This is a genomic window from Alteribacillus sp. JSM 102045, assembly GCF_041949975.1.
GTDB lineage: Bacteria > Bacillota > Bacilli > Bacillales > Marinococcaceae > Alteribacillus.
This window is the reverse complement of record NZ_JBHFQG010000021.1, coordinates 12,923-27,998: the sequence shown is the minus strand read 5'-3', so window position 1 is coordinate 27,998 and position 15,076 is coordinate 12,923. Positions and strand designations below refer to the sequence as shown.

Sequence of the window (15,076 nt, the reverse complement as noted above, 5' to 3'; positions counted from 1 at the left end):
GTTTTTATACTTTAAGAAAGGTTAACTTTGCTAAAGGATTGGCGGCAAGCAAGCTTTGCTAATAGCGGCTTATAAGGATTCATTAGGAGGATTTTGTTGAAGAAGTTCGTTATCCTATAAATCAAATGCATCCAGAGTCATTCCAAAGGTTGCAGCGCTGCTGTTATAGCCAACCGGAAATTCAGGATCTACCGTGTCTCCCTGACGCTCTCCATACCCATTGGGGACGAAAGCTGTATGGGAATAAATTTGAATTTGGTTTTCAGATGGTATATTACTTCCTCCACCGCCGCCAGCATAATAAACTGTCTAATCGGGTAGGATCATTATTTTCAAAGTAATTGTTTTGGATTAATAGTTCTTCTACCAGAGAATAATCGACGGGTGTTGTTAAAATTACGCCGCTACCCGAGTTGGCTTCATGATTAATTTCGTTATCCTCAATAAACAAACTAGTGGGCCCTTCTAATATGCTGTAAAAATTGACAAACTGATTAAGATAAATATGGGTCCCCGGCGGAGGAGAGTCTATTCAGCTTATTCCATGGAGTGTAGGTATCGTTAGTTGTTGTGATTGAGCTGAATTCTCTAAAGCGATTGATAGAAGAACTTGTTCGGTTTCAGGAGAATCACCTGATCGTTGTAAAACGTACAAAATCTCTAAAGAATGACTAGTGGAATTAGTGGTTTCAAAATATATTCTTGCAAAGGAATCTAGTTTAATGCTTTCACCTGCGGCTGTCGTTAAAGGTGGGAGTTTCACCGTTATTGTGGTACCAGCAGGGAGAAGAGATGCAGTCTCATTTGATTCCGCGGAAAACAAACTAGCCCCTTCTCCTTGAGGCCCCTGTTCACCCGGAGGTCCGGGTGGCCCTGGAGGACCGACATAACGAGGAGGAAAGTAGTCACAATCAGGTGGGGAAAGCTTTCCATTAAAAATTAGAATTATTATCTAAGATGCGCTTTTTTCTGAGTGGAATAGGTTTTAAACGTGTATTTCGTCTAGTAAGTTGGTTCTCATACTGTACACCCTTTAACTTTAGAGCATCATACATAAAAATTTGGAGAAGAGGTCTAATTCTCTTCTCCGTCAATTTGTAATACATATTCAATTAGTGCATCTTGTTCTTCTTTTGTAAACCCTCGTTTTTCATCTGCCCAAAAAGCATGTCCAGTTCCTTCTATATTTAGTTTTCTTAAATCAGGTGAAGAGTGATTTGCTTCTATAACTTGGTCACGAAGGGATTCATCAATCATAGCGAGCATGCTGTTGTAAGGGTCTGGTCTTTTACCTTTATGAAGCGTACCAGGTATTCCAAGGTCCGAATTTTTGTCTGGGCCCACCGCTACCCCGCCGTCATGCAAATAAGGAGCCTGCCAATATACACCGGCCAATCCTTTCACCTTATAACCGCCATCTGATTCATTATGAGCAAAAGCTAATTCCACATCTTTTTTTGAAAAATTATTTAAAGGTATTTTTAATTTTCTCGCGGCATTTGGAACAGGGACTGGTGTATCCGGAGAGTAAATGGATGCTTCTTCTTCCCAAACTTTTTCCGTTCCGGCAAGTGCTTTGGCTCTTGAAGGGTTGGTTCCTGCTTCCTTTGCAGGGATAATTTTATTATTTGTTTTATAACGCCCTGCATGGCACTTTATGCACCCTGCATCTTCAAACACCTTTCTCCCTTGTTCCATCGTTGCTTTGTCAGTCTCTCTGTTCGGTTTTGGAGGTACAAGTGTGTTTTGATAAGCGGCAACAGCATTGTTTTGTTCATTTACCCTATAACCAGGGGTGGAGACTACTAACCCGTCCGGAGCAACAAGTGTAACATTCGGAAAAGAAGGTAATTTTACAAGATGATTGACTCCTGGTGTATCGGGATGCGGTGCAACTTCCTTTAAAAATTCGCTAGGTTTTTTGCCTGTATCCGGATCATAGCGAAAGTTTTTGTTTGCGGCGCGCTGAAGAATGGTGCCAATATAGACTTCCTTATCTATATCAAACATTCCTTTGCTGATAGAAGATTGGGCAAGCGCGTCTGCTCCTTGTGCATGTACATTATTACTAAGTGTCGTTAAACCGTTAAATGCACCAGCCATACCCATTCCACTCCAGCTGTATGGATGGTCGCCAAAGGTAAAAGAGTCGCCGACTTGTGTCGGGTTAGCTTTTTGGTCAACCGTGGCGTCAAAAAAGCCGGGCGGCCAGCTCAATAAAGTTTTTTCTACATCTTTTTCCAGCTGGCCGGCATCAGGAAGTTGTTCTTCTTTCCCTTCAGAGGACTTCACAGAAGGACTCGAGACTTCGATGTATGCCTCAATGTTTTTCTTTTCCGTATGAGTAAAATAAGCTGCTGAGTTACTGGCCATTGCCATCAGAAGCCCAACGTTAAAATTTGTATTCGTAGCCCCTTCTACGACTTTTCCAGTAGTGGTATCAACCTGTGCATGGCAGGCTGCACACGTCACCCCTGCTTTTAGTTTCCCGCGGTCTAGTGTGACAGGCATGCCAAGCGGCATAAGAGAACCTTTTGGTACAGCAAGTCCTGTGTCTATTTTTTCTCCTTTTTCAAAAGTTTGATCTCCCACTTCTACTGTTTCACTTAATTCGACCTGCAGATTGTTTGTTCCTTTTCCTCTTAAAGCTAGAATTGCTTTAGAAATATTCCAAATAGAGATAGGACCATCAAGAATTCCCATCACATCCGACAAAAAAACTTCATTTCCGAACGTTTCCTGGTAAAAAACGTCACGACCTAAGTCAAGAAGGTTGTTGTCCACCTTCACAGCTCCTTCTTCGGGTGACAGCTTCTTTTTTCCTTCCTTCGTTGCAAGAAGGGTTTCAGCTTCTTTTTTTGAGATACTCTCTCCCCAAACGTTGTAAGTTTCTTCAGGTCTGCCATTTTGGTAAATTTCGTTACTGTTCAGTACTTTATCGAAAGAGGGGGTGTAGGCCAACCGATAATGGCCAGTAAAAAAAGCAATAGCTCCCCCAAGTATGAAAATGATAAAAACAACACTGCTCCAACGTAGAAATTTGTTTGGCATTTTTGTCTCTCACCCCTGCTATTAGGAGTACCCAAGTTACATTTTTCTTATCGTTTTTTTTTTAGCTTTTTATAAATATAAGTTTAACAATTTATTAATATGGTTAAAGATAGATAGCTTTTTCTTAAGCAGCTTAGTTGACAACCAGTGCAGAAAGGATGATCTTTTTGGATGAAGAAATTTATGATTTTATCCAGAATATAGAAGTAGACAAAAGAGATGATAAAGTGTTTTCCCCAGCGGAAATTAATGAAGAGCTGTTTGACAGTGAAAAGCCGCTTGAAGATGTGCTCGCCTCACTAGAAAGACTTGCGGAAGAAGGAAAAATCGCTAGAACAGAAGGAACCACCCAGGATGGTTATAAAGGCCAATTATTCACCTGTAAAAATTAATCATGCACATAAGAAAAAGGAGTGAGGCATCCTTGTCCATTATGTGACAAAGGTGCCTCTTTTTTTATACATGAAAAACCCATAATATAAGGGCATTTTATCACAATCTGCTGGTAAATTTTTCTGCAAAATAGAGATTTTCACATACTTTTTTATATAAATCTGGTGATATTTCATCATTAGTTTATAGTGCAGAGCTGGTGGGTGTGATATAATTCTGAAAGTCAACTAAATAAAGTTATATTTTTGGTTAATTTTTTAAGAGAAAGTAAACGAGCAGTAAAGAATCCATATAATTGTGAATTTCTAGTTTCTAATGCAGCTAGGAGGGCTTAAAAATGAAGAAAGTTATCACTTACGGAACATTCGATTTACTACACTGGGGCCATATTAATATACTAAAACGCGCAAAGGCCTTAGGAGATTATCTTATTGTGGCTATTTCCACAGACGAGTTTAATGCGCTGAAAAACAAAAAAGCATATTATTCTTATGAACAAAGAAAAATGATTTTAGAAGCTGTTCGTTATGTAGACGAAGTAATCCCAGAAGAGAAATGGGAACAAAAAGTGGAAGATATTCTAGATTATAACGTGGACACTCTCGTGATGGGAGATGACTGGAAAGGGAAATTCGACTACCTTAAGCCATATTGCGAAGTGATTTATCTGCCAAGAACGGCTAATATTTCTACGACAAAAATTAAAAAAGAACTGCTTCTTGCAAATGCTTATTAGAAAGAGAGAGGATTTTTTTCTCTCTTTTTCTTTTTTGTCTCCACGTGGCAAAACGTTTATAATAGATCAAGCAGTGTAACCATATTACTTTTTGAATCAGAAGGGTATTGAATTAAATGAAAAAACGATTTAAGAAATTTAAGAAAAAATTCAAAAAGAAATTTACAAAGCGATGGAAAAAAATTAAAAAATCAAAAAAGATACGCCGCTTTTACCGCGGGGTTTCGCTTCTTGTCGGCCGCCTGCCGAAAAAGAAAAATATTATCGTATTTGAAAGCTTTTTAGGCAAGCAGTACAGCTGTAACCCAAGAGCTATCTATGAAACATTAAAGGAAGAAGATAGAAATTATATCTATTACTGGAGCATTGACCACCGCTTTAAATCACGTTTTGAAGAACATGGCGTCAAAACGATCCACCGATTTTCATTAAAGTGGTTTATTGTGATGATGAGAGCGAAATACTGGGTATTTAACAGCCGGCTTCCAAAATGGATCGCAAAACCGCATGATACGGTGTATTTACAGACTTGGCACGGGACGCCATTAAAAAGGCTTGCCCTCGATATGGATGAAGTGCTGATGCCTGGAACAACGACAGAAATGTATAAGCGGAACTTTGTAGCCGAAGCAAGCAGATGGAATTATCTCGTTTCTCCAAACACTTACTCTTCAGAGATTTTTAGAAGAGCTTTTCATTTTGACCAGGAGCTGCTGGAAACAGGATATCCAAGAAATGATTATTTGTTTCATTATACAGCTGAAGATGAGGAAAGAATAAGAGAAAGGCTTCGTATTCCAAACGATAAAAAAATCATTTTATATGCACCAACATGGCGGGATAATGAGTATCATTTTATCGGAAAGTATAAATTCGCAGTCCAAATGGACCTTGATCGCATGCGTGAGGAGCTTGGTGACGAATATGTCATTGTACTGCGGCTCCATTATTTAGTATCCGACAAGCTGAATTTGAAGGACTATGAAGGATTTGCTTTTGACGGCTCCAATTATCCAGATATCCGGGATCTTTATATCATCAGTGATCTTTTGATTACGGATTATTCCTCGGTTATGTTTGATTTTGGCGTATTAAAAAGGCCGATGATCTTTTATGTATATGACATTGAGAGCTACCGTGATCAATTAAGAGGGTTTTACTTTGATTTTGAAAACGAAGCACCTGGCCCGCTTGTGACCACAACAGAGGAAATCATCGATGAAGTAAAGCAGGCTGATACAATCCGAACCAGATATAAACCGCATGTCGAATGGTTCGAAAATACGTTCCATTCACTAGAAGACGGAGAAGCTTCCAAACGTGTCATTGAGCAAGTGTTTGATAAGCAGTGAAGGGAATAAAAAGAAGGTATGACGATGAAATCTGTTGGTACGATTATAAAAGAACTGTGGCAGAGCATGTATTTAATCAACCGCCTTGCTCTGTATGAAATTAAAATTAAGAATAACAACAATTATTTAGGTCCGCTTTGGGAGTTAATTACACCGGCCTTTTTTATCGCCATTTATTGGTTTGTATTTGGATATGGAATTCGAAACAATGAAGATGTAGACGGAGTTCCTTTTCTCAGCTGGATGATGGCCGGCATTACCATCTGGTTTTTCATTCAGCCTGCTGTAACGCAAGGATCCAAAGCCATTTATTCGAAAATACGCATGGTATCGAAAATGAGTTTTCCTACCAGCGTGATTCCAGCTTACGTTGTGGTATCAAAGCTTTACCCGCATTTTGTTCTATTATTAATTATTATATTGTATATGCAGTTTTCAGGTTATCCGGTCAATGTCTATTATTTGCAGTTTCCTTATTTTATTTTTAGTATGCTGATATTAATTATTGCTGTGGTACTGATTTTTTCTACAGTGACCACAGTCATCCGGGACGCACAGATGTTTATTCAGTCTACCATTCGTGTGTTGTTATATTTAACGCCGTTTTTATGGGTAACGGAAGTGCTTCCGGAAAGAATTCAATCATTAATGCAGTTGAACCCGCTCTACTATTTAGTAGAAGGGTACCGCGCCGCTTTTTTTGGTGAGTCGTGGTATTTTATAGAACATTGGCAGTATACCCTTTATTTTTGGAGCATAGTTGTCGTTCTTTTTGTCATAGGTTCCATGCTGCACATGCGTTTCCGCCGTCACTTCATAGACTTTTTATAAACAGTTTTGGCGGATGGATGAAGCAGCGAATCTTAAATTGTAGACGGAAGTGATAAAGATGGCAAAAGCGATAGTTGCTAAAAATGTAACGAAAAAGTTTAAGCTGTACCACACTCAATCCGAACGCTTAAAAGACCTGTTGCTTCCAAAAAGCTTCGGAGAAGAATTTTATGCGCTTAGAGACGTTTCCTTTGAAGCAGATAAAGGCGATATCATCGGGCTGGTCGGTGTGAACGGATCAGGAAAATCTACCTTGTCCAACATTATTTCAGGCATTGTTCCAGAAACGAGCGGAGACATCACTATTAACGGCGAAACAGCGATTATTGATGTGTCCGCAGGTCTAAACAACAAACTAACTGGAAGAGAAAACATCGAGCTGAAATGCTTGATGCTCGGCTTTAATAGAAAAGAAATCAAGAACATGGAGCAGGACATTATCGAATTTGCAGAGCTGGATAAATTCATTGACCAGCCGGTAAAATCATACTCGAAAGGGATGAAATCAAGGCTCGGGTTTGCGATCAACGTAAGCATCGACCCCGACATTCTAATTGTCGATGAAGCGTTATCTGTTGGAGATAAAGCCTTTGCGAAAAAGAGTCTTGAAAAGATGAAAGAATTCAAAGAGCGCGGTAAAACAATGTTTTTTGTCAGCCACTCAATTGCGCAGATGAAAGAGTTTTGCAATAAAATCATGTGGCTCGAATTTGGCGAGAAAAAAGCCTTCGGAGCCATGGAAGAAGTACTCGGAGACTATGAAGCATTCTTGAAAGAATATAACAAATGGTCGAAGAAAAAAAGAAAGAAATTCAGGCAAGAAGGGTTCGAACGTCAAAGTAAAATGAAAGAATTGGTTTAATGGAAGTGCCCCGGTCGATGTCTGGGGCACTTTTTGCTTTTAAAAAGGATTGGCAGCGCACAGCCGTTCCTTTATTTTCTTCCAAGGGCTGATAGGCAGCAATTTTTTGAGATATAACGGAAATTGCACTATTTTACACAAATAACGGAACCAGTGTCCGTCCGGCAAAAATGTTTCAGTGCCGCACTTCTTCAAGCTTTTGCAGCAGCTTTTCTTTCTCCCACGTTTTATCAGGATTCAGCAACTGTCCGTTATAAAAAAAAGAGCAGCGGCGAACCTCAAAAAAGACAGCTTTGCAGCATTCAGAAAAACGGATCGATCCTGCTTTCCAATGGCGCAGGAAATAGCCAATAATAGAAAACGTGTTTCTGGGATCAAGATAAATAATCTCTATTTCGTCCCCATACAAGGCACGAAGCTCCCGGTACAGAACACCAATCTCTTCCATTTCGCTGCGAATGTCTTTAAATGTATCCTGCATGCTGATGAACCCGTCATCAGTAATTCCTCCACATCAGTCTCCACCAATTTGAGGCGTCATACGGATGATCATTACTTCATCTTTCATGCTTCATCTCCTTCCCAAAAGGAATAGACATGTATACTTTGGTATAAGTATCTCTTCTTTTTCGAAGCCTTGTCAATTCATAAAGACACCATTAATGTAAACTGGTTTAAAATTTAAGTTGACATATATGGTGTCTTGTTTTACATTCTCCATATACTTATCTTAGGAGGACGTTGAGAATGAAGACCAGAAATATGATGTATGTGGCGATGTTTGCAGCAGTGGTAGGGGTGCTTGGGTTAATGCCTCCAATCCCGCTTCCATTTACTCCTGTCCCTATTACAGCGCAGACACTCGGTGTCATGCTTGCAGGTTCCCTGCTTGGCGCAAAACTTGGAGGAGGAAGCATGCTTCTCTTTTTGGCTTTAGTCGCTGCGGGTATGCCGATTCTTGCCGGCGGCCGCGGAGGACTTGGAGTATTATTTGGGCCTAGCGGAGGTTACATTCTTGCATGGCCGATCGCTGCATGTCTCATTGGATATATGATGCAGAAAGCACAGCCAACCTTAAGCCTGGCAAAAGCAATTATCATTAATATTATTGGCGGTATTCTCGTCATTCACGCTTTTGGTATTGTTTATCTAGCATTTATTACCAACATTTCTTTATGGGCTGCAGCGGTGTCATCATTAGGATTTGTACCAGGGGATACTGTAAAAGCAGTTGTGTCTGCGACCATTGCTGTGAAAATTGCTAAAAGTCATCCATCCCTGTTAAAAGGACAGAAACAAGTGGTACAATCAACAAAAAGGGCTGGCTAAGAGAGGAAGGAACCAAACATGTCGATTGCCGCTTCATTTGTTCATAACGCAGCAGCAAACCCAGATAAACCAGCTGTTTCCACTCCAGAAAAAACGGTTACGTATGGAGAACTTCATCATAAAACAGATCGTATCGCAAAAGCGCTTCGTCAAGCGTCTCGGAAAACGGAGAATTCGGTGCCGCCTAAAGCCGCGGTGCTGCTTTCTAACAGCGTGGAGTTTGTAGAGATATTCTTAGGAGCTGCAAAAGCAGGCTGGCTTGCTGTCACGTTTGATCCGAAATGGTCGGATAAAGAACTTACAGCCATAATAAAAGACACCACACCTGAGCTTCTTTTTATCGAAAAAAAATTTATCCATATAAAAGATGAGCTTCCACCATCGGTACAAGTGATCGTGTGCAAAGGAGAGACAGCGCTATATACGGCATGTGAAGAGTGGCTGGAAGGAAGTGAAACAAGTAATGAGGTGTTACCGGACGTCCCAGGTGATGCACTATTTTATATGGGTTTCACTTCAGGTACGACGGGTCTTCCAAAAGGGTTTATGAGAACCCATTTCTCCTGGAAAGAAAGCTTTACAGAATGTGATAAAGAGCTGAAATTACAACCGGGCGATCATATTTTAGTGCCAGGGCCGCTCGTTCATTCGCTTTTTTTATTCGCTGCTCTCCATGCTTTACATCGGGGAGCTGTTTGCTTCCTCGAAGAACGTTTTCAAGCTGAAGCTGTCATAGATAGAATAAATACGAAAAGAATTTCTGTGATGTACGGAGTGCCAACGATGTACGAAGCTATTGCTCAGTCGCTTGAACAAAGAGAAAGAAATGCAAGAATGCTTAGGAAATGCATCGCATCCGGTGCGAAAATGTCCCAGCAAAGAAAGACCGTGTTAGAAAACACCTGGCCGGATGCCGAATGGATCGAATTTTACGGGGCTTCGGAGCTCAGTTTTGTCAGCATCCTGCACCATAATGATCGTTTGAGAAGTGCCAATGCGCTTGGTTATCCATTTTCTAACGTAGAAGTATCGGTCCTAAACGAAGCCGGAGACGAAGTTGAGCCTGGAGAGATCGGTGAATTGTTTGTACGAAGTCCAATGGTGTTTGCCGGCTACTATCCAGGAGCTTTTTCAAAGCCAGATGCATTTATTTCCTCAGGAGATTTAGTGCAGCAGGATCAAGACGGGTTTTTACACCTTGCCGGCCGCAAGAAAAATATGATCGTGACCGGCGGGCTGAACGTGTACCCGGAGGAAGTGGAAGAGGTATTGAAATCGAGCCCTATGGTGAAAGGTGCAGCTGTTACCGGCATAGAGGATGAATACTGGGGAGAAGCTGTTGCCGCAATGGTGGTCGTAAAAGAAGAGTTTTTAAAAGACGACAAGTCAATAAAAGAAGACCTAAAAGCCTTTTGTAAAAAGCATTTGGCCAGCTACAAATGTCCCCACTTCATCTTGGCTGCTAAAAACATTCCGCTTACGACAAGCGGAAAGCCTTCCAGACAAAAAGTGAAAAAGAATGTGGAAAACCAATTCCTATCAGAAGGGCAAGGTCAGGTACAATGAAAAAAGCCGTAATCGTAAGCGCAAAACGAACACCAATTGGAAAAGTGGATGGAATCCTTCGCACAGTCCCCCCAGAACAAATGGCGGGCACGCTTATCCAGCATATGGTAGAAGAAAATAAGCTTGATCCGGCAGAGATTGATGACGTGATCCTGGGAAATGTCGTCGGTCCAGGCGGAAATATGGCCAGACTTTCGCTGCTGACAGCCGGCCTGCCGGTAACAGTCCCAGGCGTCACAGTGGATCGGCAGTGCGGATCCGGCCTTGAAGCAATCAGCATAGCAGCCCGTTTTATCCAAGCGGGAGCAGGGGATATCTACATCGCAGGCGGAACAGAAAGCACGAGTCTGGCACCATGGAAAATGGAAAGGCCGAAAAATTTACATAAAGGAATGCCGCGGTTATATGAAAGAGCTCGATTTTCTCCAGACAGCATTGGAGACCCGGAAATGGGAGAAGCCGCAGAAAATGTGGCCCGGGAATACGGAATATCGCGTGAGGATCAAGATCAATATGCGTTAGAAAGCCATGTGAAAGCTTCTGCAGCTCAGGAAGAAGGAAGGTTTGATGCAGAAATCGTGCCAGTCCCCGGGCTGAAACATCAAACCGATGAATGTCCGCGCAAACGAACGAGCTTGAAAATGTTAAGCCGTCTGCCTGCCTCCTTTGTAGAAAATGGAACCGTAACCGCAGGAAACTCGTGCCCTGTAAATGACGGTGCTTCGGTTGTTTTTATGATGTCTGAAGAAAAAGCACGGGAATTAGAGCTTGAGCCGCAGGCAGAAATACTGGATACGGTAACAGCAGGAGTTGATCCGAATCTGCTCGGCATCGGGCCGGTACCAGCCGTGGAACAATGCTTACGCCGAAATGGGTTAACGATAAAGGATATCGATCTCATGGAATTTAACGAAGCATTTGCTTCCCAAGTGCTTGCTTCTCTGCGCGAACTTGACATGCCGCTTGAAAAGGTGAATAGTAGCGGAGGAGGCATTGCACTCGGCCATCCGTACGGCGCTTCCGGAGCTATTATTACGACCAGGCTTTGTTCAGAAATGAAAAGACACAATGCTGAAATCGGCATTGCCACGATGGGAATCGGCGGGGGAATGGGAATAGCGGCACTTTTAAAAAAAGTATAGATGTTTCGTTATGTACCCGGATTGTTTATATGGAAAACGATCCGGGTTTTTTTATGAAAATGTTACAGTGGGATTAAGTTTACAAAAGGAGGGGGGGAATGACATGAAGAAAAGGTACTTGCCTGCCATTATTTTTACGCTGCTGTTTCCATCTGCTTGTTTAAGGATGATAACGGAACTGATTTCCTTAAGAGCTGCTAAAAAAGGCGATTTCCAAGAAATAACCGAACCAGGGGCCATTTCTACCGTTCAAGCTACATTTCCTTCACAAGATCTTTAATCGTTTCGCCGCGAGGCATTGGAGCAATCATCAGCTTGCCGTTTTCACCGGGTTCCGCCAGGGTCATACAGCTTAAGCCCGGCCTGTTGTTTATCATCATATTACAGGTCGCGCAAAGACCGGTGCGGCAAGAGTAACGGTATGCAATCGTGGGGTCATGATTTTTGTAAATTTCTTCAACAGCATCTAATACAGTCATCCCCGGTTTAAAATCTATATCATAGCAGGCAGTCTCTCTTTCTGACCGCTTTATTTCGACTTCCATGGCATTTCCTCTCCTTTCACCCTGCCGGATGTTCTTTGAAGCACTCCGTAGTTAAAAGAAACGATGGTATGGCAGGCTTCCGGGTTTTGAACAGGAAAATCGCTTCTGTAGTGTGCTCCTCTGCTTTCTTTTCTGGTTTGGGCAGCTTCAGCAATCGCACGAGCGGTACGGATCATATGAAAAGCTTCAATATAATCCAGCACTTCGCGAGAATAGCTGTTATGAGGATTTGTAACAGAAACGTTCGCAAAATCAGCAGCAATCTCCTCAAGCTCTTTTTTTGCCTGAGTTAAATCTTCTGTCGTTCGTATCACATTTAAATAGCTGTCCATCACGGTGCGGATTTTATTTTTAATATGAAGCGGACGGAGGTTTCCTTCGCTAGGCTCAGAAAGCTTTGCTAGCAGGTGCTCCACTGTTTCCGGCAGCACACGCTCTTCTTCAAGCTTCGCTTCTTTAGAAAAATCTGCAGCCGTTTCTCCTGCTCTTGCGCCAAACACAAGGCATTCCGATAGAGCATTGTTGCCAAGACGGTTGCCGCCATGCAGGCCGCCGGACGTTTCACCAGCTGCATATAATCCCGGAACCTCTGATGCAGCATCACTGTTGATTCTAATTCCTCCCATTATAAAATGGGCAGCTGGACCAACTTCCGCTCGGTCTGCAGCCAGGTTCACCCCGCGATCAACACATAATTTATATTCATGAGAAAAATAAAATTGAATCGCTTCTAATTGGTCTGAAGCATCGAGCCAGACACTGCGGTTAGTAGTGCCGCGCCCGGCTGCAATTTCTTTCCCAATCGCGATAGCAAGCTTGTCCCGGGTCGTATCTTCCAGGGTTTCCGGCTCATAAGCTTCCATAAAGCGCTCGCCTTTGTCATTATAAAGCTTACCAAGGTGGTAAAAGCTCATACACAATCCAGCGAGAGAATCCGGCTTCATCAGGCTGACCGGATAAAATTGAAGCTGCTCCATATCGATAAGAGCGGCTCCGGCGCCAAGGCCTAATGAGAAACCGTCGCCCGTGGCTTGTACCGGATTACTTGTCATCGAATATAATTGCCCGATACCTCCTGCCGCTAAAATAACAGCTTTACTTCGTATGATATACGGTTTATTTTCTCGCAAATCATATACCACTGCTCCGCACACCCTGCCATTTATTTGAAGAAGCTCGAGCGTGATCACGTCGCTCCAGCTGGTAATGGATTCTTTTTTTCGGGCAGCTTTCGTTAAAACCTGCAAAAGACCGAGGCCGGATTTTCCTTTTTTGGCGCTGATCGAACGAGGGATCGTATGTCCAGATGTTAAAGATACGGCAACTTCTTTTTCCTCATTTTGATCAAGCTTGAGTCCCCATTCCAGCACATCTTGCAGCCGCTTTTCGATATCCGCTGTTAATGCCTTAATCAAAGCAGGCTCGCTTAAGCCGCGTCCGCTTTTAAATATATCCTTTTCATAAGCTTCGGCGCTATCTTCTGGAACAGACCACGAGCCGATGCCGGCAATTTGAACCGCTCCAACGGTCGAACCGCTTTTCCCAAAAGCACCTTTGTCAAGAACGAGGACGTCTGCCTCTTTTTGGGCGGCATAAACAGCGGCAGAAAGCCCTGCAGCTCCAGAACCGATGACTAATACGTCTGTTGTTTTATATTCCATGGTTGCACACGCTTCCTTTACAATATTCTTCTCTATTTTTACTATTCATATTTTTAAGCTTGCATGTTTTCATATAAATGTCAATAATGGTTTTAGATAGAAAAGAGAAAATGGAGGAGAAACTGGAATGGTAAAACTTAAAGAAAAGATAACCGTCGGATTTCTTTATCCAGGCTTTGCTGCAGAAGATGATTATCCTCGCTTAGGAAACATGGTCGAACCGGCTGTGGACGTGGAATTGATTCATACTGACTTTTTAGTAGATGCCCACACGGTAGAAGCGCTGAGCGAGATGGGGAGTGTGAATCGTTTAAAAGATGGAGCCGAACAACTAAAGGAAAAGCCGATTGATTCGGTGCTCTGGACGTCGACGAGTGCAAGTTTTGTGTTGGGGATGGGCGGGATCAAAAAACAAATCCAAACGCTTGAAGAACACCTTAACGTGCCAGCTTCAACGACCGCTCTCGCATTTGTGCGGGCCGCCAAAACGATAGAAGCCAAAAAAATAGCGGTAGCGGCAACCTATCCGCTGGATGTGGCCCTGCTTTTCAAACAGCTATTAGAGTCGTTTGATATGGAAGTCCTTCAATATGAAAGCAAAGGCATTATTACAGCAGCTGAAGTCGGAACGTTAGAAAAACAAGAAGTGCTTCAATTTGCAAAAGAAAGCGACACCCAAGAAGCAGACGCCGTTTTTATTCCAGACACGGCGCTGCACTCAGCAGAATGGCTCGAAGATTTAGAAGAAGCCATTCAAAAGCCGGTACTTACCGCTAATCAAGTCAGCTTTTGGGAAGCTTTGCGCCTTGCCGGCCGTCTTGATTTTCAAACCGGGCTTGGAACATTATTTCGAAAAAAAGAAATTCCCTCTCAGATTTATTGAATAATTTTTTCATTATACAGAAAAAATGAGAACAAAGGAATTATTTTTTCTTTTACTATCAAATGAATAGAGAAAACGTACTTGCTTTATCGAAAAAATATACTATCATGTAATTAAAAGGGGGATTACATATGAGCGACGCAAACGTGAGAAATGGCCTTCAATCCTTACCAGAATTTGAAAGAGATGTATACCTCTTCATGGAAAAAGAGTATGAACTTTTAAAGAAGGCGGGCGAAAAATACGACGAAGCAAAAAATGATACTTTCGTCGAAAAGAAAGCCAGCGAAGAATTTGACATCTCTGAAGAGGAAGCCGGCAATATTTACGCAAGAGCTGAATCACAATTAAGACGTCACGCCCTTTACCAAGCATCCGAATAATCGGGTGCTTTTGTTTTTGTTTAGGAAATTATGTTTTTACAAGTTTTGGATAACTATCTTCATATTGTTTGATCCGCGCCTAGCTTCAGCGCCCAGCCTCTCGGAGGCCCAAGACGGTTTAAGGAACTTTTGCTAGAATCGCGAACATCGTGTTCGCAACGCAAAAGTCACCACATCCTGTGGAAGTAAGAGCGCCTTTCATGACTGAAGAACATTTACCTGTCGAGGCTGATCAGGGCGCTTGCGCTTTTGTTCTTCTCAGAAGACCGTGTTAGGGAACGGAAACTGGTTCCGCTAAATTTCCAAAGCCTGAATTAGAGGGGATCGCGGACACTGATTCCG

Annotated in this window: 16 protein-coding genes; 11 read left to right on the top strand and 5 right to left on the bottom strand. The window is 42.3% G+C overall.

The genetic code is table 11. From position 1 onward, the window contains the following. Window positions 1–532 precede the first annotated feature (532 nt). Window positions 533–823, bottom strand: coding sequence for a hypothetical protein (locus tag ACE1TI_RS14130; RefSeq protein WP_375008228.1), 291 nt, complete (start codon window positions 821–823; stop codon window positions 533–535). Between the two features lie 251 nt (window positions 824–1,074). Next, complete coding sequence (locus ACE1TI_RS14125) at window positions 1,075–3,051, bottom strand: electron transport protein (protein ID WP_375008227.1); 1,977 nt, start codon at window positions 3,049–3,051, stop codon at window positions 1,075–1,077. Window positions 3,052–3,218: 167 nt separating this feature from the next. Here ACE1TI_RS14125 and ACE1TI_RS14120 point away from each other — a divergent pair, with 167 nt between their 5' ends. The 5 genes from ACE1TI_RS14120 (at window position 3,219) to tagH (ending at window position 7,225) form a co-directional block, all read left to right on the top strand. Further along, on the top strand, window positions 3,219–3,443 hold the full coding sequence (locus ACE1TI_RS14120; RefSeq protein ID WP_375008226.1) for a hypothetical protein: 225 nt from the start codon (window positions 3,219–3,221) through the stop codon (window positions 3,441–3,443). A gap of 338 nt (window positions 3,444–3,781) precedes the next feature. After that, entirely contained in the window at window positions 3,782–4,180 is a 399-nt protein-coding gene (gene tagD, locus ACE1TI_RS14115) for a glycerol-3-phosphate cytidylyltransferase (protein ID WP_375008225.1), read from the top strand. 116 nt (window positions 4,181–4,296) lie between these two features. Next, the gene (locus tag ACE1TI_RS14110; protein ID WP_375008224.1) at window positions 4,297–5,532 is read left to right on the top strand and encodes a CDP-glycerol glycerophosphotransferase family protein; all 1,236 of its coding nucleotides are present in this window, start codon (window positions 4,297–4,299) and stop codon (window positions 5,530–5,532) included. A gap of 24 nt (window positions 5,533–5,556) precedes the next feature. Then, complete coding sequence (locus ACE1TI_RS14105; RefSeq protein WP_375008223.1) at window positions 5,557–6,363, top strand: ABC transporter permease; 807 nt, start codon at window positions 5,557–5,559, stop codon at window positions 6,361–6,363. A 58-nt stretch (window positions 6,364–6,421) separates the two neighbouring features. Then, on the top strand, window positions 6,422–7,225 hold the full coding sequence (tagH, locus tag ACE1TI_RS14100) for a teichoic acids export ABC transporter ATP-binding subunit TagH (RefSeq protein WP_375008222.1): 804 nt from the start codon (window positions 6,422–6,424) through the stop codon (window positions 7,223–7,225). A gap of 175 nt (window positions 7,226–7,400) precedes the next feature. Here the strand turns inward: tagH and ACE1TI_RS14095 are convergent, their stop codons facing one another. Next, window positions 7,401–7,706 (bottom strand): hypothetical protein, encoded by a 306-nt coding sequence (locus tag ACE1TI_RS14095; protein ID WP_375008221.1) that lies wholly within the window; start codon window positions 7,704–7,706, stop codon window positions 7,401–7,403. Window positions 7,707–7,972: 266 nt separating this feature from the next. On the opposite strand from ACE1TI_RS14095, the gene ACE1TI_RS14090 reads away from it, so the two are divergent. The 4 genes from ACE1TI_RS14090 to ACE1TI_RS14075 all read left to right on the top strand — a co-directional run bounded on the left by ACE1TI_RS14090 (window position 7,973) and on the right by ACE1TI_RS14075 (window position 11,542). After that, window positions 7,973–8,554 carry a biotin transporter BioY gene (locus ACE1TI_RS14090; protein ID WP_375008220.1) on the top strand — a complete coding sequence of 194 codons (582 nt, stop codon included), beginning with the start codon at window positions 7,973–7,975 and terminating at the stop codon, window positions 8,552–8,554. A gap of 18 nt (window positions 8,555–8,572) precedes the next feature. Continuing rightward, window positions 8,573–10,120, top strand: a complete 1,548-nt coding sequence (locus ACE1TI_RS14085) for an AMP-binding protein (protein ID WP_375008219.1) — start codon at window positions 8,573–8,575, stop codon at window positions 10,118–10,120. Further along, window positions 10,117–11,262, top strand: coding sequence for a thiolase family protein (locus ACE1TI_RS14080; RefSeq protein WP_375008218.1), 1,146 nt, complete (start codon window positions 10,117–10,119; stop codon window positions 11,260–11,262). Before ACE1TI_RS14085 ends, ACE1TI_RS14080 begins: the two co-directional genes overlap by 4 nt. Window positions 11,263–11,365: 103 nt before the next feature. Then, window positions 11,366–11,542: a hypothetical protein gene (locus ACE1TI_RS14075; RefSeq protein WP_375008217.1), complete on the top strand. Its 177-nt coding sequence runs from the start codon at window positions 11,366–11,368 to the stop codon at window positions 11,540–11,542. Here ACE1TI_RS14075 and ACE1TI_RS14070 read toward each other — a convergent pair. Together ACE1TI_RS14070 and ACE1TI_RS14065 are read right to left on the bottom strand one after the other, a co-directional pair. Next, window positions 11,517–11,807: a 2Fe-2S iron-sulfur cluster-binding protein gene (locus ACE1TI_RS14070; RefSeq protein ID WP_375008216.1), complete on the bottom strand. Its 291-nt coding sequence runs from the start codon at window positions 11,805–11,807 to the stop codon at window positions 11,517–11,519. The two genes, ACE1TI_RS14075 and ACE1TI_RS14070, sit on opposite strands and share 26 nt — an antisense overlap. Next, window positions 11,792–13,468: an L-aspartate oxidase gene (locus ACE1TI_RS14065; protein ID WP_375008215.1), complete on the bottom strand. Its 1,677-nt coding sequence runs from the start codon at window positions 13,466–13,468 to the stop codon at window positions 11,792–11,794. Before ACE1TI_RS14065 ends, ACE1TI_RS14070 begins: the two co-directional genes overlap by 16 nt. A gap of 127 nt (window positions 13,469–13,595) precedes the next feature. Here ACE1TI_RS14065 and ACE1TI_RS14060 point away from each other — a divergent pair, with 127 nt between their 5' ends. Continuing rightward, the gene (locus ACE1TI_RS14060; protein ID WP_375008214.1) at window positions 13,596–14,351 is read left to right on the top strand and encodes a maleate cis-trans isomerase family protein; all 756 of its coding nucleotides are present in this window, start codon (window positions 13,596–13,598) and stop codon (window positions 14,349–14,351) included. 131 nt (window positions 14,352–14,482) lie between these two features. After that, the gene (locus tag ACE1TI_RS14055; RefSeq protein WP_375008213.1) at window positions 14,483–14,734 is read left to right on the top strand and encodes a hypothetical protein; all 252 of its coding nucleotides are present in this window, start codon (window positions 14,483–14,485) and stop codon (window positions 14,732–14,734) included. The last annotated feature ends 342 nt before the right edge of the window (window positions 14,735–15,076 follow it).

Coding starts and splice junctions, on each gene's coding strand:
- ACE1TI_RS14125 (WP_375008227.1), bottom strand. CDS start 3,051: ATGCCAAACAAATTTCTACGTTGGAGCAGTGTTGTTTTTATCATTTTC.
- tagD (WP_375008225.1), top strand. CDS start 3,782: ATGAAGAAAGTTATCACTTACGGAACATTCGATTTACTACACTGGGGC.
- ACE1TI_RS14110 (WP_375008224.1), top strand. CDS start 4,297: ATGAAAAAACGATTTAAGAAATTTAAGAAAAAATTCAAAAAGAAATTT.
- ACE1TI_RS14105 (WP_375008223.1), top strand. CDS start 5,557: ATGAAATCTGTTGGTACGATTATAAAAGAACTGTGGCAGAGCATGTAT.
- tagH (WP_375008222.1), top strand. CDS start 6,422: ATGGCAAAAGCGATAGTTGCTAAAAATGTAACGAAAAAGTTTAAGCTG.
- ACE1TI_RS14095 (WP_375008221.1), bottom strand. CDS start 7,706: ATGCAGGATACATTTAAAGACATTCGCAGCGAAATGGAAGAGATTGGT.
- ACE1TI_RS14090 (WP_375008220.1), top strand. CDS start 7,973: ATGAAGACCAGAAATATGATGTATGTGGCGATGTTTGCAGCAGTGGTA.
- ACE1TI_RS14085 (WP_375008219.1), top strand. CDS start 8,573: ATGTCGATTGCCGCTTCATTTGTTCATAACGCAGCAGCAAACCCAGAT.
- ACE1TI_RS14080 (WP_375008218.1), top strand. CDS start 10,117: ATGAAAAAAGCCGTAATCGTAAGCGCAAAACGAACACCAATTGGAAAA.
- ACE1TI_RS14075 (WP_375008217.1), top strand. CDS start 11,366: ATGAAGAAAAGGTACTTGCCTGCCATTATTTTTACGCTGCTGTTTCCA.
- ACE1TI_RS14070 (WP_375008216.1), bottom strand. CDS start 11,807: ATGGAAGTCGAAATAAAGCGGTCAGAAAGAGAGACTGCCTGCTATGAT.
- ACE1TI_RS14065 (WP_375008215.1), bottom strand. CDS start 13,468: ATGGAATATAAAACAACAGACGTATTAGTCATCGGTTCTGGAGCTGCA.
- ACE1TI_RS14060 (WP_375008214.1), top strand. CDS start 13,596: ATGGTAAAACTTAAAGAAAAGATAACCGTCGGATTTCTTTATCCAGGC.
- ACE1TI_RS14055 (WP_375008213.1), top strand. CDS start 14,483: ATGAGCGACGCAAACGTGAGAAATGGCCTTCAATCCTTACCAGAATTT.